The sequence below is a fragment of the Pseudomonas sp. LW8 genome, from assembly GCF_041956865.1.
Classification (GTDB): domain Bacteria; phylum Pseudomonadota; class Gammaproteobacteria; order Pseudomonadales; family Pseudomonadaceae; genus Aquipseudomonas; species Aquipseudomonas siliginis.
Map to the genome: position 1 here is coordinate 3,848,080 of NZ_CP168138.1, position 20,192 is coordinate 3,868,271.

The following is a 20,192-nucleotide window of genomic DNA, read 5'->3' on the forward strand; positions in this document are numbered from 1 at the left end:
GAAGCAGTTTATGGTGGAGCCAAGCGGGATCGAACCGCTGACCTCCTGCGTGCAAGGCAGGCGCTCTCCCAGCTGAGCTATGGCCCCATAACAAAATTGGTGGGTCTGGGCAGATTCGAACTGCCGACCTCACCCTTATCAGGGGTGCGCTCTAACCAACTGAGCTACAGACCCAATTTCGAGCTTGTAACTGTTAGCTCAGAGCTATCAGCTTGGAGCTTAAAGCTGCTTCTATCGTCTTCTTCAATGAATCAAGCAATTCGTGTGGGAGCTCATGCAGCAGCTGATGTCGTCGATTAAGGAGGTGATCCAGCCGCAGGTTCCCCTACGGCTACCTTGTTACGACTTCACCCCAGTCATGAATCACACCGTGGTAACCGTCCTCCCGAAGGTTAGACTAGCTACTTCTGGTGCAACCCACTCCCATGGTGTGACGGGCGGTGTGTACAAGGCCCGGGAACGTATTCACCGCGACATTCTGATTCGCGATTACTAGCGATTCCGACTTCACGCAGTCGAGTTGCAGACTGCGATCCGGACTACGATCGGTTTTATGGGATTAGCTCCACCTCGCGGCTTGGCAACCCTTTGTACCGACCATTGTAGCACGTGTGTAGCCCAGGCCGTAAGGGCCATGATGACTTGACGTCATCCCCACCTTCCTCCGGTTTGTCACCGGCAGTCTCCTTAGAGTGCCCACCATTACGTGCTGGTAACTAAGGACAAGGGTTGCGCTCGTTACGGGACTTAACCCAACATCTCACGACACGAGCTGACGACAGCCATGCAGCACCTGTCTCAATGTTCCCGAAGGCACCAATCCATCTCTGGAAAGTTCATTGGATGTCAAGGCCTGGTAAGGTTCTTCGCGTTGCTTCGAATTAAACCACATGCTCCACCGCTTGTGCGGGCCCCCGTCAATTCATTTGAGTTTTAACCTTGCGGCCGTACTCCCCAGGCGGTCAACTTAATGCGTTAGCTGCGCCACTAAGAGCTCAAGGCTCCCAACGGCTAGTTGACATCGTTTACGGCGTGGACTACCAGGGTATCTAATCCTGTTTGCTCCCCACGCTTTCGCACCTCAGTGTCAGTATCAGTCCAGGTGGTCGCCTTCGCCACTGGTGTTCCTTCCTATATCTACGCATTTCACCGCTACACAGGAAATTCCACCACCCTCTACCATACTCTAGCTTGCCAGTTTTGGATGCAGTTCCCAGGTTGAGCCCGGGGATTTCACATCCAACTTAACAAACCACCTACGCGCGCTTTACGCCCAGTAATTCCGATTAACGCTTGCACCCTCTGTATTACCGCGGCTGCTGGCACAGAGTTAGCCGGTGCTTATTCTGTCGGTAACGTCAAAATTGCAGAGTATTAATCTACAACCCTTCCTCCCAACTTAAAGTGCTTTACAATCCGAAGACCTTCTTCACACACGCGGCATGGCTGGATCAGGCTTTCGCCCATTGTCCAATATTCCCCACTGCTGCCTCCCGTAGGAGTCTGGACCGTGTCTCAGTTCCAGTGTGACTGATCATCCTCTCAGACCAGTTACGGATCGTCGCCTTGGTGAGCCATTACCTCACCAACTAGCTAATCCGACCTAGGCTCATCTGATAGCGCAAGGCCCGAAGGTCCCCTGCTTTCTCCCGTAGGACGTATGCGGTATTAGCGTTCCTTTCGAAACGTTGTCCCCCACTACCAGGCAGATTCCTAGGCATTACTCACCCGTCCGCCGCTGAATCCAGGAGCAAGCTCCTTTCATCCGCTCGACTTGCATGTGTTAGGCCTGCCGCCAGCGTTCAATCTGAGCCATGATCAAACTCTTCAGTTCAAACATCTTTGGGTTTTTAAGAAACCCTAAACTTGGCTCAGCAATCGTTGGTTACATCTTTGATTTCTCGCGGAGTAACTTGTGATGCTGATAATCTTGTTGACTATCAGTCTGACTGCACAAGCACCCACACGAATTGCTTGATTCAGTTGTTAAAGAGCGGTTGGTTAAGATCTTTCGTCTCAACCGAGGCGCGCATTCTACAGCAGCCTCATTTGCTGTCAAGTGATTATTTTCAGAAGTTTTCGAAGAATTCTTCAACAACTTCAACCACTTGCGCTTCCGATCTCTCGTTAGCGGGAGGCGAATTCTACAGCGTTAATCGCTGCTGTCAACACCTCTTTTTCTCCGCTTTCGACCGAGAAGATCGAACCGTTAAAAGAGCTACACATCACTGCTCTTTCAACTCCTTCCAGGCTTCGATGATCTGAAGCAACCCGCTGTCGAAACCGCATAACTCTTTGAATCTCAAGGAGTTTTCCGTTTCGACTGCGCCGGAAGTGGGGCGAATTATAGACCTCTGGAATCTGCCGTCAACCGTTAATTTCGCTTTTCTTTCAAATCAGCAAAAACGCTTTCTATATATAGACGCGCCCCCATCCAATGCGCAGTATATTGCCCACTACCACAACAATACTGTGTTTTTGCCTTGGATGCTGCCGCGCAATGAATGATCAACCTCGCTCCCTTGCTTCCACATTGTTTCCGGTTTGCCTGCTCATGATAGCCATGGCGTCCATCCAGTCGGGCGCTTCTCTGGCCAAAAGCATGTTCCCCATTATCGGCGCACAAGGAACAACCACTCTTCGCCTGATCTTTGCCAGCGTGATCATGCTGCTGATACTGCGCCCATGGCGTGCAAAGCTGACCGCCAAGTCTCTTCGTACCGTGATCGTCTACGGAATGGCATTGGGTGGAATGAACTTCCTCTTCTATATGTCGCTGCGCACAGTGCCGCTGGGCATCGCCGTTGCGTTGGAATTCACCGGCCCATTGGCTGTAGCTATATATGCCTCCCGCCGCGCCATCGATTTTGTCTGGATCGCGCTCGCTGCAGCCGGTTTGCTTCTATTGATACCCACCGGCGCTACCACTGCCGGCATTGATCTGGTCGGAGCGGGCTATGCGCTCGGCGCCGGGGTTTGCTGGGCGCTGTACATTTTGTTCGGGCAAAAGGCCGGCGCCGGCAACGGGGTGACGACGGCAGCCCTCGGCGTAATGATCGCCGCGCTGTTCGTGGCGCCGATCGGAATCGTTCATGCCGGTGCTGCGCTGCTTACACCATCGTTGATTCCAGTCGCTATCGGCGTTGCCATTCTGTCGACCGCCCTGCCCTATACCCTGGAGATGGTCGCGCTGACGCGTATGCCCGCGCGCACCTTCGGCACGCTCATGAGTATCGAGCCGGCCTTCGGCGCGCTGTCAGGCCTGCTTTTTCTCCAGGAATACCTTTCATTGTCACAATGGCTGGCCATCCTGTGCATTATTCTGGCTTCAGTGGGCGCAACCATGACCATGGGTAGCGGAGCAAAGCCTGCTGTCGCGGCTGACTGAAGCGTAGCGAAAGTGGCTCTGGTAATTGGCGCTCATTTAGGCCATGTTTAGCTGCGTAACCCATCGCCAGGCATGGATTTTTTCGCAAAGGACGGCACCACGCTGCAAACGCGAGCGAATACAGGCAGACCCGAGCACCAGACTCGCGGCCGCTATTAAGGATGGTAATGAAACGAATTTTGCTAATGATCGCCCTGCTGGCGATCGCGAGTTGCGCGGCGACTTCGGAAACCCAGGTCAAACGCGGCAAGAAGGGACTGCACATCAACTGTTCCGGTCTTTCATCCTCATGGGACAAGTGCTACACCAGCGCAGCCAACTCCTGCGCCCCCAAGGGTTACAAGGTGATCGCCAAATCCGGGGATGTCGTCGAGGAACCTGGCGATTATCCGTTCGGCCTGAACCCCGCCGGTTATACCAGCCGCAGCATGATCGTCATCTGCAAATAACTACTCGGCTCGCGGCAAAGCGAGCTGACGTGTAATTTCCTCGTGACTCGAGCGCAACACCGTACGCTGCACGTCCGGTGCTGCCAGCATCCGCGCAACCACCAATGCGCCCACGCATTGCGACAGCACCGACCAGGCCAGACTCTCGCTTTCCAGTATCTCGGCCCAGCCCTGCTGAAGGCGGCAGATCCATTCTTCAGCCTGCTCACGCACCTGTAAATCGGCACGGGCAATCTCCGCGCCCAATGTCGGCAGCGCGCAACCGGACTCTGGTTGCTCGACGTGGGCCATGCTCAGGTACTGCTTCAGACAACGCTCCAGCCGCTGCCGATCTGCACCGCCCTGGCCACCAAGGCGCTCAAGACTTTCACTCAACTCTCGCTCGACGATGGCAGCGAACAACGCATCCTTGGATGCAAAGTGGCTGTAGAACGCGGCGCCACTCAAACCGATGGCTTTCATCAGGCCATCCACGCCCACCGTGGAAAACCCCGATTTCTTTGCCGACAGCGCGCTGCTTTGCAGCAATCGTTCGCGGGTTTCCGATTTGTGTCCGGCCGAATAACGCATGTCATCTCCTGAAGTAGATCGCCTTGACGCTGCCCAAATCCTAGCATAACGTTCGTTAACTAAACGATCGTTAACCCAAAGGGATTCACCCATGAATAACAAGAAGGTCGTGTTGGTTGTCGGTGCCGGTGATGCCACCGGCGGGTCGATTGCCAAGCGCTTTGCCAGTGAGGGGTTTATAGCCTGCGTGACCCGGCGCAGCGCCGACAAATTGCAGCCTCTGGTTGACGCAATCATCGCTGAGGGCGGTGAGGCCCATGGTTTTGCCTGCGATGCGCGCAAGGAAGAAGACGTCATCGCCTTGATCGAAGACATCGAAACCCGCGTCGGCCCGATCGAAGCCTTTGTTTTCAACATCGGCGCCAACGTGCCCTGCAGCATTCTCGAAGAAACCGCGCGCAAATATTTCAAGATCTGGGAGATGGCCTGCTTCTCCGGTTTTCTCAATGCCCGTGAAGTGGCCAAGCGCATGGTCACTCGGCAGCGCGGTACGATTCTGTTCACTGGTGCCACGGCCGGGTTGCGCGGCGCCTCTGGATTTGCCGCTTTCGCTGGAGCCAAACATGGCATCCGCGCACTGGCGCAAAGCATGGCGAGAGAGTTGGGGCCGATGAACATTCATGTCGCCCACGTCGTAGTTGATGGTGCGATCGATACCGACTTCATCCGCAACAGCTTTCCCGAGAAATACGCGACCAAGGATCAGGACGGCATTCTCAATCCCGAGCACATCGCTGAAAACTATTGGTATCTGCACAGTCAGCCACGGGATGCCTGGACTTTTGAGCTGGACCTTCGGCCTTGGAACGAACGCTGGTAAGCCCTCCTCCCTCATTACAACAATAAGAGCGCAATTTGATCATGACGAAATCCGTGGAATTCTATTTCGACCTCGGCAGCCCCACCACCTATCTGGCGCACACCCAGCTAGCGAAAATCTGCGCCGATACCCATAGCGAACTGATCTACATCCCGATGCTGTTGGGTGGCGTGTTCAAAGCCACCGGCAACGCTTCGCCGGCAATGATTCCGGCCAAGGGCCGCTACATGTTTCAGGACCTCGATCGCTTCGCCAAACGCTACGGCGTACAGCTCAGATTCAATCCGCACTTTCCAATCAACACACTGATATTGATGCGTGCCGTCACTGGCATGCAGATGCGCCAGCCGCAGCGTTTCGCCGAATTCGTCGATTGCCTGTTCAGGGCGCTTTGGGTAGAAGGTCGTAACCTCAACGATCCGCAAACCATTGCTGCCGTGCTGACTGAAAACGGCTTCGACCCCCAAGAGATAATCGCGCTGACCAACGACGAATCAGTAAAAGCCGCACTCAAGGAAAACACCGAAGCCGCCATCAAGCGCGGCGTTTTCGGTGCCCCCAGCATGTTTATCGGCGATCAGTTGTTCTTCGGTCAGGATCGACTCGACTTCGTGGAAGAGGCATTGCGCCAGGATTGAAGCCGAGCCCCAAGGCACCGCGAGCGGCGCCTTGGGTAAATCGATCAAATGGCCACAGTGCGCTCGTTCAACCAGCTCAACGCCGCGCCATCCAGCAATGGACTCAGTCGCTCACGCACTTCGCGGTGGTAGTCGTTCAGCCACTGCTTTTCTTCGTGGGTCAGCAGGTCAGCAATCAGGCAGCGGGTATCGATCGGGCACAGCGTCAGGGTTTCGAACTTGAGGAAGTCGCCGAATTCGCTGCTGCCGGCCTCACGGTTCATCGCCAGGTTTTCGATGCGCACACCCCAGCGGCCCGGGCGATAAGTGCCGGGTTCGATCGAGGTGATCATCCCCGGCTGCATTGCCGTTTGTGGCGCCGGTGCCGCCTGATAAGCGATCACTTGCGGACCTTCGTGAACGTTGAGGAAATAGCCCACGCCATGACCGGTGCCGTGACCGTAGTCGACGTTGTCAGCCCAGATCGGCGCACGAGCGATGGCGTCGAGCAGCGGCGACAGAATGCCTTTCGGGAAACGTGCCCGCGACAAAGCAATCACGCCTTTCAGCACGCGCGTGCAATCCTGTTTCTGCTCTTGCGTCGGCGTGCCCACCGGGACCATCCGCGTGATGTCAGTGGTACCGCCGAGGTATTGGCCACCGGAATCGATGAGCAACAGACCGTCACCCTCGATCAGCGCATGCTCCTCTTCGGTAGCGTGATAGTGCGGCATCGCGCCATTGGCGTTGAACGCGGCAATCGTGTTGAAGCTCAGCGAAACGTAATCGGGACGACGTTCACGGGCAGCGGTAAGTTTCTCGTCGATGGTCAGTTCGGTGATGCGCTCGCGTCCCCACGCCGATTCCAGCCAGGCAAAGAATTCGCACAACGCCGCGCCATCCTGCTCCATCGCTTTGCGGATGTGCTGAGCGTCGGCTTCGCTTTTCTGCGATTTGGCCAACGTAGTCGGGTTGAGGCCCTCGACCAGTTTCACGCCACTTTCGAGGTTATCCAGCAACCCCGTGGTCACTCGCGCCGGATCGACCAGCAGGCTCGCGCCACTCGGCACAGACCGCAATGCATCGGCCACTTCGCTGTAATCACGTAGCGTTACGCCATCCTGTTCGAGCACGGCACGCAGATCGGCATCGACCTTGCTCAGCGCCACAAACAGCGTGGCCTGTTGCTGATTGATCAAGGCGAACGAAACAAACACCGGATTGAACGAAACATCACCGCCACGCAGGTTGAACAGCCAGGCGATGTCATCCAGGGTGGCGATGAAGTGCCAGTCGGCACCACGTTCTTGCAAGGTTTCGCGCAATTTCGCCAGTTTCTCGCCACGACTGATAGTCGCTTGCGGCGGCAGATGCTGATAGATCGGCGCGTTCGGCAGGCTCGGGCGATCACGCCAGACTTCCTGCAACAGGTCGATATCGGTGCGCAGGCGAGCGCCGCGTGCCTCGAGCTTGCTGCTCAGTGTGCGCGCCGAAGCCACTGCCATTACCGCGCCGTCGACCGCAACCACGCCGCCCTCGGGTGTCTGCTCCGCCAGCCAGTCCAGCGGGCTCGGTTGCCCCGGTTGCAGCTTGACCAGTTCGATGCCGCTGCCGTTGAGCTCTTTCGTCGCCTGTTCCCAGTAACGACTGTCGGCCCACACACCGGCGAAATCCGCAGTGACGATCAGCGTACCGACCGAACCGTGGAAACCCGACAGCCATTGCCGGCCTTGCCAGTAACCCGGCAGGTATTCCGAAAGATGCGGGTCGGCGGACGGCACCAGCAGCGCATGGATGCCTTCGCGGCGCATAAGTTCACGGGTATGCGCCAGGCGCTGAGGCACCGATCCTTCGGTCAAGGTGTGGGAACTCATCATGTCTCCTGCTAATCGCGTCATCGTTATTGTTCGTAGCCTTCTCGGCCATGGAAAGCGTCGGCTGTTTAAAGCCCTGTCGCCCAGAATGCCGGGGCACTGGCGCAGGCGGTAGTGATCAGTTCGACGGCCTTGTCGACATCCTCGACGGTGGTAAACCGCCCGAGGCTCAAGCGAATGGTGCGCCCCGCCAGCCGCGCATCATGCCCGAGCGCGAGCAGCACGTGGGACGGCGCATTACTTGCGGAATTACACGCCGACGTCGCGGAAAACGCGATCGAATGGCTCAAGGCGGCGCTGTTGAACTCGCCCTCGCTGAAGGTCAGGCTCAGGGTGTGCGGAATACGTTGCGAGGCACTGCCATTGAGGCGCACGCCAGGTAGAGTCATCAAACGTTCGAGCAAGCGTTCGCGCAAAGCGATGATGGACTTTTTCTCTTCATCGAATGCGTCGGCGGCCAAAGCGAATGCAGCGCCCATCCCGGCAATCTGATGAGTCGCCAGGGTTCCGGAGCGTAGGCCACCCTCATGACCACCACCGTGAATCTGCGCCTGCAAACGTTGCTGCGCCTGCGGGCCGACATATAAGGCGCCGATGCCCTTGGGGCCGTAGAGTTTATGTGCGGAAAACGACATCAGATCCACCGGCCAGCGGCTCAGATCGATCGCGACTTTGCCGGCGCCTTGCGCAGCATCGACATGAAACAGGGCCTGCCGACTGCGCACCACCTCGCCAATCGCCTCGACATCGTTGACCGTGCCCAATTCGTTGTTGACCAGCATCAGCGAGACCAGAAAGGTGTCATCACGCATCGCTTCGCTGACCGCTTGCGGCGTGATCAAGCCTTGGTCGTCCGGTACCAGATAGGTCACGGCAATGCCTGAGTCCTGCAATTGCCGCGCGGTGTCGAGAATGGCCTTGTGTTCGATCTGACTGGTAATGATGTGCCCGCCGGAAATGCCACGGGCCTGGGAGACGCCTTTGAGGGCGAGGTTGTTGGACTCGGTGGCACCGGAGGTCCAGACAATCTGCTCAGGCTGCGCGCCGACCAGATCGGCGACTTGCCGACGTGCCTGCTCGACCGTCTGCCGGGCCTGCTGGCCGAAAGCGTGGGAGCTGGACGCCGGGTTACCGAAGTTACCGTAAAAACCCAGACATTCGATCATCACCTGGATGACCCGCTCGTCCACCGGGGTGGTGGCGGCGTAATCGAAATACAACGGACGTGTGTTCATAAAGGACTCGCAGAGCGTGTTCCGGGATCAGGAGGCTCGTATCTGCAAACGACAATGCACAGCCTTGTGAGCTGTGCATGGGTTCGAGAGCGTCATCAATACCTGATCGGATGCCGTTAAAGAAGTAGGCTTCATTTAAAAGTGCGTAGGAACGCTCCTGAAACCGAGCTTAACAGGCATCGGGCCGGCGATTGAAGCAATGCGTCAGTGAAAGCTTTCCAGAAGTAACGGATACAACGAGATCACCAACAGCGCTGCCATGCCCCAATTGAACACGCGCAACCAGCGCGGATCTTTCAGCACATTGCGCAACAGCGTGCCGCACGCCGCCCACAGGCCGACACTGGGCAGATTGATGATGGCGAACACCGCCGCGATGATCACGACGTTATAGAAATAACCCTGCATCGGCGTGTACGTGCTGATGGCACCGATTGCCATGATCCACGCTTTGGGATTGACCCACTGGAACGCTGCGGCGCCCAGATAGCTGATCGGTTTCGCCTCGCCGTGGGCACTGTCGCCGACCGGGCCGGAGTGGGCGATCTTCCACGCCAGATACAACAAATACGCCGCGCCGGCATAACGCAGCACCGTATACAGAATCGGGTAGGCCTGAAACACCGCACCAAGGCCGAAGCCCACCGCTACCACCAACAGGAAGAAGCCGCAGCTGATGCCGAGCATGTGCGGAATGGTGCGGTTGAAACCGAAATTCACTCCGGACGCCAGCAACATGGTGTTGTTCGGCCCCGGTGTGATCGAGGTGACAAGGGCAAACAGGGCAAAGGCCAACAGCAGATCAAGCGAGAGGTTCATCGAGGCAGTCCATCCAGGGTCATTCAGCTGTTGACCCTATCCCACACGGCCCGGCAAACCCACGGACAGTTAGGGAAAACTTCAAGCAGTACAGTTTGCTTTCAGCTTGGACGACCGTGCAGCTGTATGGCACGTTCGGCGCTCATCTCACCCTGTTGATCGAAGCCGAAAGTTTTCTGCGGCTGGCCGAGCAATTGGGCTTTTTTGGCGTGGTATTCGTCGAACGACAAACCGCTGCGGTTCAGCGCTTCCAGCGCCAGCTCGCGGGATTCTTCAGCGGTATAGGGACGCAGCTCTGGCGAAACATGGCCAGCACAGCCGGCGAGTACGGAAACAGCGAGCATCAGCGAAGCAGTCAGTAAACGGTTCATGGGAGCGTCCTGGCGAGCAATGTGGGGTCGATGGAGAAAGGCTACGCCCGGGCACGCTCGCGCAGAAATCAACGCTCTCAATAGTGGCTATCAGGTTGGCACTAATACTGGCTGACCGGCAGACGGCAGTGCAGCGCATCGTCGTGACTGCGGGCAATGCTGCTGTGCACCTGGAACGAGTTGAAGGTCACGGTTTTCGCCCGATGAGTGCGGATCAATTGCCAGAAATCCTGCTCGCCGCTTTCGAAACTGCGAAATGCCGCCTCCCCCGCTTCGCGACTTTGCCACTGCAAAAAACTCAGCACGCGGCGGCCGTCGTCGCTGGCTTGCACGCTGGCGCTGAGAAACCCGTCGTAACGCTGGGCCAGCCCCTCGGTCTGCGTCGCCAGTGCCGAGACCAGCGCCGCTTGCTGGCGGGGTTCGATTTCGAATTCGATCAATTGGGTAAAGCTGCGATTGCTCATGGAAAGCCCCCACTCATCTTGAAGCGAGCCTTGCGACCCGAAGAGCTGCAGGGTAAAACCTCTAGTTAAGTCAAGGTCAAGGGTATTTTCAGCATGATCAGCAAAGACCAGGTGCACAAGCCTCTCACCGTTGGGGAGGTCTCGGCGCGCAGTGGCGTCGCGGTCACGGCGCTGCACTTTTATGAAGCCAAAGGTTTGATCAAGAGTGAGCGCAATGCCGGCAATCAGCGCCGCTATCCGCGCGCCGTCCTGCGCCGGGTGGCGTTGATCAAAGTCGCGCAACGGCTGGGAATACCGCTGGCGGAAATCGGCGAAGCGCTGAAGATCCTGCCGCAGGATCGCGCGCCATCGGCGGCGGACTGGAAAATGCTGTCTGAACAATGGCAGCGCGAGCTCGACGAACGAATCAGGCAATTGACGCTGATGCGCGATCAGCTCACCGGGTGCATCGGCTGCGGCTGTCTATCCATGGAAGCGTGTCCGTTACGCAATAAAGGCGACATGCTCGGTGACCGAGGCCCAGGCCCGCACTTTCGCGATGAATGATGATTGCTGCTCGTCGGCGGAAAATCTGTGCAGTAAGGACGGTTCTATAGTGATTGCTCCGGGTAAGTCCGGTGTAACCACATCTGTTGAAAACAGAAACAGGGAGAACGTCATGAGCGTCAAACCCATTCCCGAGGGGTATCACAGCATTACCCCGTATCTCGGCATCCAACAGGCTGCCCAGGCCATCGAGTTCTACAAAAAAGCCTTCAACGCCACCGAAGTCATGCGCCTGACCATGCCCGACGGCACCATCGGCCATGCCGAGCTGCGCATCGGCGACAGCGCGATCATGCTTGGCACGCCTTGCGACCAAGGGCCGTTGAGCAATCCGCAGCAGGCGGTGTCGATCGGCTTGCACCTGTATGTCACCGATGTTGACCAATCCTTTCAACAAGCGCTGGATGCCGGGGCGCAAAGCGTCTCCGAGGTCAAAGACCAGTTTTATGGTGATCGCAGCGGCACGCTGAGAGATCCGTTCGGCCATCTGTGGTTTCTCGCCACGCACAAAGAGGATCTGAGCGAAGAGCAGATTCGCCAGCGGGCGATGGAGATGTTTAACCAAGGTTGAGGGTTTTTTACCTCGGATCAACCGGCAAAAATACACTGCCGATGTAATTGCGAAACATTTACTTTCATATCCGCTTTCGGGATTTTCTTCGCTCATCCGTCTTATAGGAATGCAGGCCGTTCGCGTAGGCAAAAGCCACGAACGGTCTCCCGGGGGAGTTCCGTGCTGCGAAGCCCGTAGCCCGGCCCCTTCCACCGCAATCAAGACGCGCAATCATGTCGAAGAAATCCCGTTCCAAACTGTGGTTCCTGGTGCATAGCTGGCTGGCGTTGCCGATCTGGTTCTTTGTGCTGATCGTCTGTGTCACCGGCACGCTGGCGGTGGTCAGCCAGGAGATTGTCTGGCTGGCCAACCCGCAAATGCGCGCCAGTCAGCCGTCGGACGACGCGCCGCGACTGAGCTACGACCAGATCCTCGCCGCGATCAAACAGGCCGAGCCGCAAACCCTGGTGCAGAGCATCAATCGTCCGGACGAGTCGCACTTTGCCCTCGACGTCGAAGTCAGCTACCCCGACGGGCGCTCGTTGACGGTCTATGTCAATCCGTACACGGGGGTCATTCAGGGCACCGCGCCGGCCTTCGATTTCAAGGCGTTCACCCGCGCCCTGCACGGCTGGTGGCTGGTGCCGTTCACCAACGGCTACAGCTGGGGCTGGTATCTGGTGTCATTGCTCGGCGTGCCGATGCTGGTGTCGCTGATTACCGGGCTGGTGGTCTACAAGCGCTTCTGGAAAGGTTTTTTGCGCCCGACCCTGCGTGTACGCCATGGTGCGCGGATCTTCTGGGGCGACTTCCATCGCCTGTGCGGCATCTGGTCGATCTGGTTCATCGCGGTGATTTCCATCACCGGCATCTGGTTCCTGATCAAAGCGATCCTGTTCGATAACCAGATTTCCATTTCCAGCGAGCCGATCATTCCGGCGATGTCCCGCGAAAGTGTGCCGATCTCGGCAGCCGGCACCCCGCCGCCGCGCATCAGCCTGGATCGCGCAATAGAAATCGCCCAGCAGAAGATTCCGGGGCTGGAGGCCAGTTACGTCAACCTGCCGGGCAATGCCTACTCGCACATGAGCGTCAGCGGCCGTGGCTGGTATCCGCTGATGTATCAGACCGCGACTCTCAACCCGTACAACGGCGAAATGGCTTCCTCACGGTTGCTGTCCGATCGGTCCTCGCTGGAATTCGTCACCGAATCCATGCGCCCGCTGCACACCGGTGACTTCGGTGGAATCTGGATCAAGTTGATCTGGTTCTTCTTCGGTCTGTTGCTGAGCATGATGATCCTCAGCGGTCTGCTGATCTGGACCAAGCGCACCGCGTTGGCCACCGCCAATGCGCTGAAACGCGAGGACAAGAAAAACCGCGTCACCGCCCAACCGGCGCTGCGCCGTGAAACTTCGGAGGCGAGCCTGTGAACAAAGCCATCTCGGTCACACCGCCGTCGCGCCTGTCGCGTTTCTGGCACAAGTGGCGCTTCCATATCAATGTTCTGCTGTTGCTGATCCCGCTGGGCTTCATGCCGAAATACTTTGCCGATGCTTCGCTGTTTCGCGGCGACAGCGGCCTGGGCCAGCGTGAAATAGGCACGGTTCAGGTCGGCCCGTGGAGCCTGCGTCTGGCCGAGTTACGCGAAGAGGCGCCGCACCTGAGCGGCCCGGCCGGCTATATGAAGGATTTCACTGCCGCCGTTTGTGATACCTGCGTCGAACAGGTCAAGGCCACTTACCTGCGCATCGGCAAGCCGCGCAGCCTGCGTGCCGCCGGCACGATCTTCTTCGGCACCCCTTACCGCATGGGCACGCAGATGCCGATCCCGGCAAAGACCAAACCTGACGCCGAGCTGTGGATCACCATGGAAGGCTGGGACGGCAGCATGCACCAAGCCGCGATTCCCCTGAGCCAAGCCTCCCCCGCCACGGTTGCGTGGCTGAACAAACAAGGAGCCAAACCATGACTCGCTCACCCCTTCATACCCGTTTGCTCGCCAGCGCCGCGCTGCTGCTGAGCGCCGGTTTCAGCGCCAGCGCCCTGGCGCACAACCCGATGTGCGAATGCAAAGCCATCGATGCCGAACAGATCAAATGCACCGGCGGTTTCTCCGACGGCAGCGGCGCGCCGGGGGTGACCCTTGATGTGATCGGCTACGACGAAACCATTCTGGTGCCGGGCAAACTGGGAGAAGACTCGACCCTGACGTTCAAGAAGCCCGGCAGCGAGTTCTATGTGCTGTTCGACGCTGGCCCCGGCCACGTTGTGGAAATCGACCAGGCGGATATCGAAGCCCCATGAGCACCCCGACGACGCAAGTGGTACGTCCGGCCGGTGCCGGTCATGAAACCCTCAATGTGCTGCTGTTGTGCCTGCTGATCCTCGCGGTCGCCGGCTCGGTGGTGGCGTGGCGCGGGGTTTCCCATGAACCGGAGCCGGTCGCCAGCAACCAGTACGACGCCCGCCGCGATCTCAGCGCCGCTGAGCAAGGCATCTATGCCGACCTGCGCGTGACCCTCGACGAAATCCGTCTACTGCGCGAAGAGCAACAAGCCCTGCCGACGCCACAGGTGCTGGCCGAAGAAGGTTTCGCGCCGTTCGCGCAGGATGCCAGTTCGGTCAGCCGTGGCGGTCACGCATGGCAGATATTCGCCGATCGTGCCTATTTCGGTCGGAGTGCGACGCCTGATGTCGCCGGTTCGTTTCTGATGCGTGTCGGCACTGACGCCAACGCGGCGCCGGACATCTGGCTGAACCGCAGCGCCGACCTCGCGCCTGCGGAGGATCTGTCCGACGCGGCGCTGTCCGCCGCTGGCTGGAAACAGATCGTCGCGCAATTCGATGCCGGGGTTACCCGCGAACATCGCCATTGATTCCTCGCCTTTATCCGAGAGAAGACTGCTTGCCCATGTCCATTTCATCTCCTCGCCGTCCATTGTTACGCCTGTTTCTGCTTGGCCTGTGCGCATGCCTGTTGAGCCCACTGGCCAGCGCCGAGCAAGGCAAACGCCTGCGCATAGGCATCACTCTGCATCCGTATTACAGCTACGTCGCCAACATCGTCGGCGACAAGGCCGAAGTGGTGCCGCTGATTCCTGCGGGCTTCAATCCGCACGCCTACGAGCCTCGAGCTGAAGACATCAAGCGCATCAGCGGGCTGGACGTGATCGTGCTCAATGGCGTCGGCCATGACGACTTCGCCGACCGGATGATCGCCGCCAGCGAAACGCCCAATGTCAAAACCATCGAAGCCAACGAGAATGTGCCGTTGCTGGCGGCCACCGGTGTCGCTGCGCGCGGCGCTGGCAAAGTGGTCAATCCGCACACGTTCCTGTCGATAAGCGCCTCCATCGCCCAGGTCAACAACATCGCCCGCGAGCTGGGCAAGATCGATCCGGACAACGCCAAGACCTACACCCAGAACGCGCGTGCCTATGGCAAACGCCTGCGGCAGATGCGCGCCGACGCTTTGGCCAAACTGACCCAGGCACCGAACGCAGAACTGCGCGTGGCCACGGTGCATGCGGCTTACGACTATCTGTTGCGTGAATTCGGTCTGGAAGTGACGGCCGTGGTCGAGCCCGCCCACGGCATCGAGCCAAGCCCAAGTCAGCTGAAAAAAACCATCGACCAGCTGCGCGAGCTTGACGTGAAAGTGATTTTCTCGGAAATGGATTTCCCGTCCAGCTACGTCGACACCATCCAGCGCGAATCCGGGGTGAAGCTGTACCCGCTGTCGCACATTTCCTACGGCGAATACACCGCCGACAAGTACGAAAAGGAAATGACCGGCAACCTCAACACCGTAGTTCGGGCGATTCAGGAGTCGGGGGCATGACGTCGAAAGAAACCCTGATCCCTGACAACACCAATAACCCGGTGGGAGCGAGCCTGCTCGCGAAGGCGCCGGATCAGGCAACATCTTCGTTGAATGACACACCGCATTCGCGAGCAGGCTCGCTCCCACAGGGGATAACCGGGCCGGCGCTGGAGTTTGCGGATATCAGCCTGACCTTGGGGCGCACGACGATTCTCGACAAGGTCAGCTTCCAAGTGCAGCCCGGCAGCGTGCATGCGCTGGTCGGCCCCAACGGCGGTGGTAAAAGTTCGCTGATCAAGACCCTGCTCGGGCAGATGCCGCATCAGGGCCAGCTCAGCCTGCACTGGCCCGGCGAGCCCGGCATCATTGGTTACGTCCCGCAGGCGCTGGAGTTCGATCGCGGCTTGCCGATGACCGTCGACGATTTCATGGCCGCCATGTGTCAGCGCCGTCCGGCCTTTCTCGGTTTGAGCAAACACTACGCCGGCGCCATCGGCGAGGCGCTGGAGCGCGTCGGCATGCAGGACAAGCGCAAGCGGCGCATGGGCGCGCTGTCCGGTGGTGAGCGGCAGCGGGTACTGCTCGCGCAGGGCTTGATCCCGGCGCCGCAATTGCTGGTGCTCGACGAGCCGATGTCGGCCCTCGATGAGGCCGGGATTCAGGTGTTCGAACGTCTGCTGACTGACTGGCGCGCGGCGGGTATCACCGTGCTGTGGATCGAGCATGACCTGGAAGCGGTGGGTCGGCTGGCCGATCGGGTCACCGGTCTCAACCGCCGCGTGCTGTTCGATGCCACACCGCAACAGGCACTGACTCCGGAGCGTCTGCTGACGCTGTTTTCCACCCATCCACGGAGCGCGGTCTGATGAGTTACGAAGCCTTTCGTTTGATGGTCCAAGGCTGGGCGTCTTCCGGTTATCTGCCGGAAGCGCTGGCCTACGGTTTTGTCGTCAACGCCCTGCTCGCCGGCCTGCTGATCGGCCCGGTGCTGGGCGGGCTCGGCACGCTGGTGGTGGTCAAGCGCTTTGCATTCTTTTCCGAAGCAGTCGGCCATGCCGCGTTGACCGGTGTCGCCATCGGCATTCTGCTCGGCGAACCCTACACCGGCCCGTACGGCAGCCTGTTCGGCTACTGCCTGCTGTTCGGCATCCTGCTCAATTACCTGCGCAACCGCACCGGGCTGGCGCCGGATACGCTGATCGGCGTGTTTCTCTCGGTGTCGCTGGCACTGGGCGCGAGCCTGCTGCTGATTCTCGCCGGCAAGATCAACGTGCACATTCTGGAAAACGTGTTGTTCGGTTCGGTATTGACCGTCAACGGCAATGATCTGGCGGTGCTGGCGATCGTCGGTTCGCTGGTCATGGCCCTCGCCCTGCCGCTGTACAACCGCATCATGCTCGCCAGTTTCAATCCGCAACTGGCGGCGGTGCGTGGCGTAGCGGTCAAGACCCTGGATTACCTGTTCGTGATTCTGGTGACCCTGATCACCGTCGCCGCCGTGAAGGTGATTGGCGCGATTCTGGTCGGTGCCTTGCTGGTGATTCCGGCGGCAGCGGCGCGCTTGCTTAGCCAGTCGCTCAAAGGTTTTTTCTGGTGTTCGGTGCTGATCGCTACCGTCAGTACGCTGTGCGGGATTCTCGCGCCGATCGTCTTCGACCTGCCGATCCCGTCCGGCGCCGCGATCATTCTGGTCGCCGGCATCGCTTTTGCCCTCGCCGCCATCGCGCGCGGCGTCGTCCCCAGCCTGAAAGGGAATCTTGGATAAATGGCTTTTTCACTGCGTAACCTGACTCTGGCCATGGCCCTGTGTGGCGTGGTCTGCACCCCGCTGCTGGCGGCTGAAAGCGCGAAACCCTTGCGCGTCCTGGCCTCGTTACCGATCACCTATGGATTGGGCGAAGCATTGCTCAAGGGTACCGACGTCAAACTCGAACGCGCGGCGCCGGCCAACCTTCCGGGTAGCCGTCAGACTGCGTATTTCACCGGCCGTGGCGCTCCGACGCTGAGCAAACTGGCCACTGACGCGGACGCGGTGATTGGTCTGCGCTCACTGTGGGCCGATGATCCGCTGTACCCGATCGCGCGCCGTAGCAACATTCGTATCGTCGAAGTCGATGCCGCCCGTCCGGTCGACGGCGCCCTGCCCGGCATCGCCGTGCAGCCGGGCCTGCAGGTTGATGGCCTGAACAGTCAGCCATGGCTGGCGAGCAACAACATGGGGCGCATGGCCGATGTGATGGCGGCGGACCTGGTGCGCCTAGCACCGAGCGCCAAGCCTGCGATCGAAGCCAACCTGGCGGCGTTGAAACAGCGCCTGCTGAAACTCAGCGCAGACACCGAAGCGCGCCTGGCCGAGGCGGACAACCTGAGTGTGATGAGCTTGAGCGATCACTTCGGCTATCTGATTGGCAGCCTCAACCTTGAACTGGCTGGACAGGACGCGCGGCCTGATGCCGAGTGGACGCCAGATGAATTAAAGAAGCTGACAGCGACGCTCAAGGACAATGACGTGGCGGTGGTGCTGCACCATCGCCAGCCAGCGGAGCCGGTGAAAGCGGCGATTGCCGAATCCGGTAGCCGCCTGGTGGTGTTGAGTACCGATGCGGCGGATCCGCTGGCGGAGCTGGAGGGGAATGTGGATTTGTTGCTCAAGGGGTTGAGCGGAGCGTAGTCAGGCTGATACCGAGTCATCGTTCATCGCTGGCAAGCCAGCTCCCACAGAGTTTTTGGCGAACACACATTTGTGATCAACCACAATACCTGTGGGAGCTGGCTTGCCAGCGATGAGACTGTGCAGACAATACAAATTCAAGACATGAAAAAACCCGCTGACCCTCACTGGTCCAGCGGGTTTTTTATGCCCGGTCGCTTATTGCGCCGCGACTTGCGCATCCATCTTCTGACGCAGGCTCAACGGACGCATGTCGGTCCAGACTTCTTCGATGTAGGCCAGGCATTCCTTTTTCAGGCCGCTCTTGCCCACGGTGCGCCAGCCTTGCGGCACAGCTTTGTAATCGGGCCAGATCGAGTATTGCTCTTCGTGGTTGACCACGACCTGAAAGAGGATGTCCTCGCGGTCGAATACTGACGTCATGCTGGTTCTCCATCGCTGTAAGGTCGGCTGCACAAAGGATGCAGCCAGGGTATGTAGAAAGAACGTTCGCCGCGCGGAAAAATTTACAGCGTGGCGGCGGCAGCGGCCAATGCGCGTCCGAAGATCTCGGCCACCCGATCGATTTCCGCTGCGCTGATCACCAGCGGCGGCAGGAAGCGCACGACCGCGCCATGGCGGCCGCCCAGTTCCAGAATCAGGCCACGCTTGAGGCATTCACGCTGGACCAGCGGCGCCAGACGCGCGAATGCCGGCGGATGACCGAGCGCATCGGGCGCGCCGTTCGGGTCGACCAGTTCAACGCCGAGCATCAGGCCGCGACCACGAATATCGCCCAGCTGCGGGAAGTCGCGTTGCAGGATGTGCAGATGCTCGCTGAGTCGATCACCCATGGCAGCGGCGTGTTCACAGACCTTGTGCTCCACCAGATAACGCATCACCGCTGAACCGGCGGCCATGCCCATCTGATTGCCACGGAACGTGCCGGCGTGGGCGCCCGGTTGCCAGGTGTCGAGCCAGTCGCGGTAAACCACCACCGCCAACGGCAGGCTGCCGCCGATGGCTTTGGACAGTACAACCACATCCGGAACGATGCCCGCATGTTCAAAGGCAAACATCTTGCCGGTGCGGGCGAACCCGCTCTGGATCTCATCAACGATCAGCGCCACCCCGGCCCTTTCGGTAATTCGGCGCAAGCCACGCAACCACTCGATATCGGCCGGAATCACGCCGCCCTCGCCCTGCACCGCTTCGACGATCACCGCCGCCGGCAATTGCACGCCAGCCTCGGGATCGTTGAGCAGGTTTTCCAGGTAGCTCAGATTGGCGTTGACGCCCGCCGCGCCGCCGAGGCCGAACGGGCAACGGTAGTCGTAGGGGAACGGCATGAACTGCACGCCATTGCTGAGCAAGGCACCCAGTGGTTTTTTCGGCCCCAGGCTGCCCATCAGGCTCAACGCACCCTGACTCATGCCGTGATAACCGCCGGAAAATGACAGCACGGTGCTGCGGCCAGTGGCCGTGCGCACCAGTTTCAATGCTGCTTCCACGGCGTCGGTGCCGGTCGGGCCGCAGAACTGGATTTTCGCCTGTGCCGCCAACTCCGTGGGCAGCAGTCCGAACAGGTCCTGGACGAATTGATCCTTGACCGGCGTAGTCAGGTCGAGGGTGTGCAGCGGCAACTCATCGGCCAGCACCTGCTGGATCGCCTCAATCACTACCGGGTGGTTGTGCCCCAGCGCCAGCGTGCCGGCCCCAGCCAGGCAGTCGATGAATGTACGCCCTTCGACATCCTCGACATACAGGCCCTTGGCACGCTTGAGCGCCAGCGGGATGCGGCGTGGATAGCTGCGCGCATTGGATTCCTGGCGACTCTGGCGCGCCAGTAACGGTGATTCGTGGAATTCGTATAACGTTTCTGCCGGCGCCGAGGCGACCCGGGCCGACGACGCTTCGATAAGACTGGTGGCGACTGACATCTTTCGACCCCTCAATTCGTATGGATAGTGACCAAAGCAGCACACCAACAGGTGCGCGTTCCGGTCGCGG

Annotated in this window: 22 protein-coding genes, 2 tRNA genes and 1 rRNA gene; 14 read left to right on the top strand and 11 right to left on the bottom strand. The window is 59.2% G+C overall.

Annotated features, from left to right (window positions below; genetic code table 11):
- Positions 1-11 precede the first annotated feature (11 nt).
- From AB9L16_RS17340 to AB9L16_RS17350, 3 genes are all read right to left on the bottom strand, one after another.
- A tRNA-Ala gene (locus AB9L16_RS17340) sits at positions 12-87 on the bottom strand.
- A 10-nt stretch (positions 88-97) separates the two neighbouring features.
- A tRNA-Ile gene (locus AB9L16_RS17345) sits at positions 98-174 on the bottom strand.
- Positions 175-297: 123 nt separating this feature from the next.
- Positions 298-1,834, bottom strand: a 16S ribosomal RNA gene (locus AB9L16_RS17350).
- 666 nt (positions 1,835-2,500) lie between these two features.
- On the opposite strand from AB9L16_RS17350, the gene rhtA reads away from it, so the two are divergent.
- Positions 2,501-3,388, top strand: coding sequence for a threonine/homoserine exporter RhtA (rhtA, locus tag AB9L16_RS17355; RefSeq protein WP_375122456.1), 888 nt, complete (start codon positions 2,501-2,503; stop codon positions 3,386-3,388).
- A gap of 167 nt (positions 3,389-3,555) precedes the next feature.
- Positions 3,556-3,837 (top strand): hypothetical protein, encoded by a 282-nt coding sequence (locus AB9L16_RS17360; RefSeq protein WP_095182157.1) that lies wholly within the window; start codon positions 3,556-3,558, stop codon positions 3,835-3,837.
- Here the strand turns inward: AB9L16_RS17360 and AB9L16_RS17365 are convergent, their stop codons facing one another.
- On the bottom strand, positions 3,838-4,407 hold the full coding sequence (locus AB9L16_RS17365) for a TetR/AcrR family transcriptional regulator (RefSeq protein WP_375122457.1): 570 nt from the start codon (positions 4,405-4,407) through the stop codon (positions 3,838-3,840).
- Positions 4,408-4,498: 91 nt separating this feature from the next.
- Between AB9L16_RS17365 and AB9L16_RS17370 the strand changes: the two genes are divergently transcribed.
- Both AB9L16_RS17370 and AB9L16_RS17375 read left to right on the top strand, forming a co-directional pair.
- Entirely contained in the window at positions 4,499-5,227 is a 729-nt protein-coding gene (locus AB9L16_RS17370) for an SDR family oxidoreductase (protein WP_252876665.1), read from the top strand.
- A 41-nt stretch (positions 5,228-5,268) separates the two neighbouring features.
- Positions 5,269-5,865, top strand: coding sequence for a 2-hydroxychromene-2-carboxylate isomerase (locus tag AB9L16_RS17375; RefSeq protein WP_236168537.1), 597 nt, complete (start codon positions 5,269-5,271; stop codon positions 5,863-5,865).
- A gap of 44 nt (positions 5,866-5,909) precedes the next feature.
- Here the strand turns inward: AB9L16_RS17375 and AB9L16_RS17380 are convergent, their stop codons facing one another.
- The 5 genes from AB9L16_RS17380 to AB9L16_RS17400 form a co-directional block, all read right to left on the bottom strand.
- Positions 5,910-7,718: an aminopeptidase P family protein gene (locus tag AB9L16_RS17380; RefSeq protein ID WP_150742476.1), complete on the bottom strand. Its 1,809-nt coding sequence runs from the start codon at positions 7,716-7,718 to the stop codon at positions 5,910-5,912.
- A 68-nt stretch (positions 7,719-7,786) separates the two neighbouring features.
- Positions 7,787-8,953, bottom strand: coding sequence for an aminotransferase class V-fold PLP-dependent enzyme (locus AB9L16_RS17385; protein ID WP_375122458.1), 1,167 nt, complete (start codon positions 8,951-8,953; stop codon positions 7,787-7,789).
- Between the two features lie 204 nt (positions 8,954-9,157).
- Positions 9,158-9,772 carry a LysE family translocator gene (locus tag AB9L16_RS17390; protein WP_375122459.1) on the bottom strand — a complete coding sequence of 205 codons (615 nt, stop codon included), beginning with the start codon at positions 9,770-9,772 and terminating at the stop codon, positions 9,158-9,160.
- Positions 9,773-9,873: 101 nt separating this feature from the next.
- The gene (locus AB9L16_RS17395) at positions 9,874-10,143 is read right to left on the bottom strand and encodes a hypothetical protein (RefSeq protein WP_375122460.1); all 270 of its coding nucleotides are present in this window, start codon (positions 10,141-10,143) and stop codon (positions 9,874-9,876) included.
- A gap of 101 nt (positions 10,144-10,244) precedes the next feature.
- Positions 10,245-10,607, bottom strand: a complete 363-nt coding sequence (locus AB9L16_RS17400; protein ID WP_150638864.1) for an antibiotic biosynthesis monooxygenase — start codon at positions 10,605-10,607, stop codon at positions 10,245-10,247.
- A gap of 93 nt (positions 10,608-10,700) precedes the next feature.
- On the opposite strand from AB9L16_RS17400, the gene soxR reads away from it, so the two are divergent.
- The 10 genes from soxR to AB9L16_RS17450 all read left to right on the top strand — a co-directional run bounded on the left by soxR (position 10,701) and on the right by AB9L16_RS17450 (position 18,203).
- Entirely contained in the window at positions 10,701-11,153 is a 453-nt protein-coding gene (gene soxR, locus AB9L16_RS17405; protein ID WP_150638863.1) for a redox-sensitive transcriptional activator SoxR, read from the top strand.
- A gap of 112 nt (positions 11,154-11,265) precedes the next feature.
- On the top strand, positions 11,266-11,724 hold the full coding sequence (locus AB9L16_RS17410; protein ID WP_375122461.1) for a VOC family protein: 459 nt from the start codon (positions 11,266-11,268) through the stop codon (positions 11,722-11,724).
- A gap of 215 nt (positions 11,725-11,939) precedes the next feature.
- A complete protein-coding gene (locus tag AB9L16_RS17415; RefSeq protein ID WP_041478473.1) occupies positions 11,940-13,139 on the top strand; it encodes a PepSY domain-containing protein in 1,200 nt (399 codons plus the stop codon).
- The gene (locus AB9L16_RS17420; protein WP_064361579.1) at positions 13,136-13,678 is read left to right on the top strand and encodes a hypothetical protein; all 543 of its coding nucleotides are present in this window, start codon (positions 13,136-13,138) and stop codon (positions 13,676-13,678) included. Before AB9L16_RS17415 ends, AB9L16_RS17420 begins: the two co-directional genes overlap by 4 nt.
- Positions 13,675-14,013 carry a hypothetical protein gene (locus AB9L16_RS17425; protein WP_064361226.1) on the top strand — a complete coding sequence of 113 codons (339 nt, stop codon included), beginning with the start codon at positions 13,675-13,677 and terminating at the stop codon, positions 14,011-14,013. Before AB9L16_RS17420 ends, AB9L16_RS17425 begins: the two co-directional genes overlap by 4 nt.
- On the top strand, positions 14,010-14,585 hold the full coding sequence (locus AB9L16_RS17430; RefSeq protein ID WP_375122462.1) for a DUF6162 family protein: 576 nt from the start codon (positions 14,010-14,012) through the stop codon (positions 14,583-14,585). The genes AB9L16_RS17425 and AB9L16_RS17430 overlap by 4 nt, the downstream gene beginning before the upstream one ends.
- 35 nt (positions 14,586-14,620) lie before the next feature.
- Positions 14,621-15,550 carry a metal ABC transporter substrate-binding protein gene (locus AB9L16_RS17435; RefSeq protein ID WP_056788579.1) on the top strand — a complete coding sequence of 310 codons (930 nt, stop codon included), beginning with the start codon at positions 14,621-14,623 and terminating at the stop codon, positions 15,548-15,550.
- Positions 15,547-16,398 (top strand): metal ABC transporter ATP-binding protein, encoded by an 852-nt coding sequence (locus AB9L16_RS17440; RefSeq protein ID WP_375122463.1) that lies wholly within the window; start codon positions 15,547-15,549, stop codon positions 16,396-16,398. Before AB9L16_RS17435 ends, AB9L16_RS17440 begins: the two co-directional genes overlap by 4 nt.
- The gene (locus tag AB9L16_RS17445; RefSeq protein WP_007917717.1) at positions 16,398-17,297 is read left to right on the top strand and encodes a metal ABC transporter permease; all 900 of its coding nucleotides are present in this window, start codon (positions 16,398-16,400) and stop codon (positions 17,295-17,297) included. Before AB9L16_RS17440 ends, AB9L16_RS17445 begins: the two co-directional genes overlap by 1 nt.
- Positions 17,298-18,203: a metal ABC transporter substrate-binding protein gene (locus AB9L16_RS17450; protein WP_375122464.1), complete on the top strand. Its 906-nt coding sequence runs from the start codon at positions 17,298-17,300 to the stop codon at positions 18,201-18,203.
- A 198-nt stretch (positions 18,204-18,401) separates the two neighbouring features.
- Here AB9L16_RS17450 and AB9L16_RS17455 read toward each other — a convergent pair whose 3' ends face one another.
- The gene (locus AB9L16_RS17455) at positions 18,402-18,626 is read right to left on the bottom strand and encodes an MbtH family protein (protein ID WP_016770808.1); all 225 of its coding nucleotides are present in this window, start codon (positions 18,624-18,626) and stop codon (positions 18,402-18,404) included.
- Between the two features lie 83 nt (positions 18,627-18,709).
- Positions 18,710-20,122, bottom strand: coding sequence for an aspartate aminotransferase family protein (locus AB9L16_RS17460; RefSeq protein WP_375122465.1), 1,413 nt, complete (start codon positions 20,120-20,122; stop codon positions 18,710-18,712).
- Between the last annotated feature and the right edge of the window lie 70 nt (positions 20,123-20,192).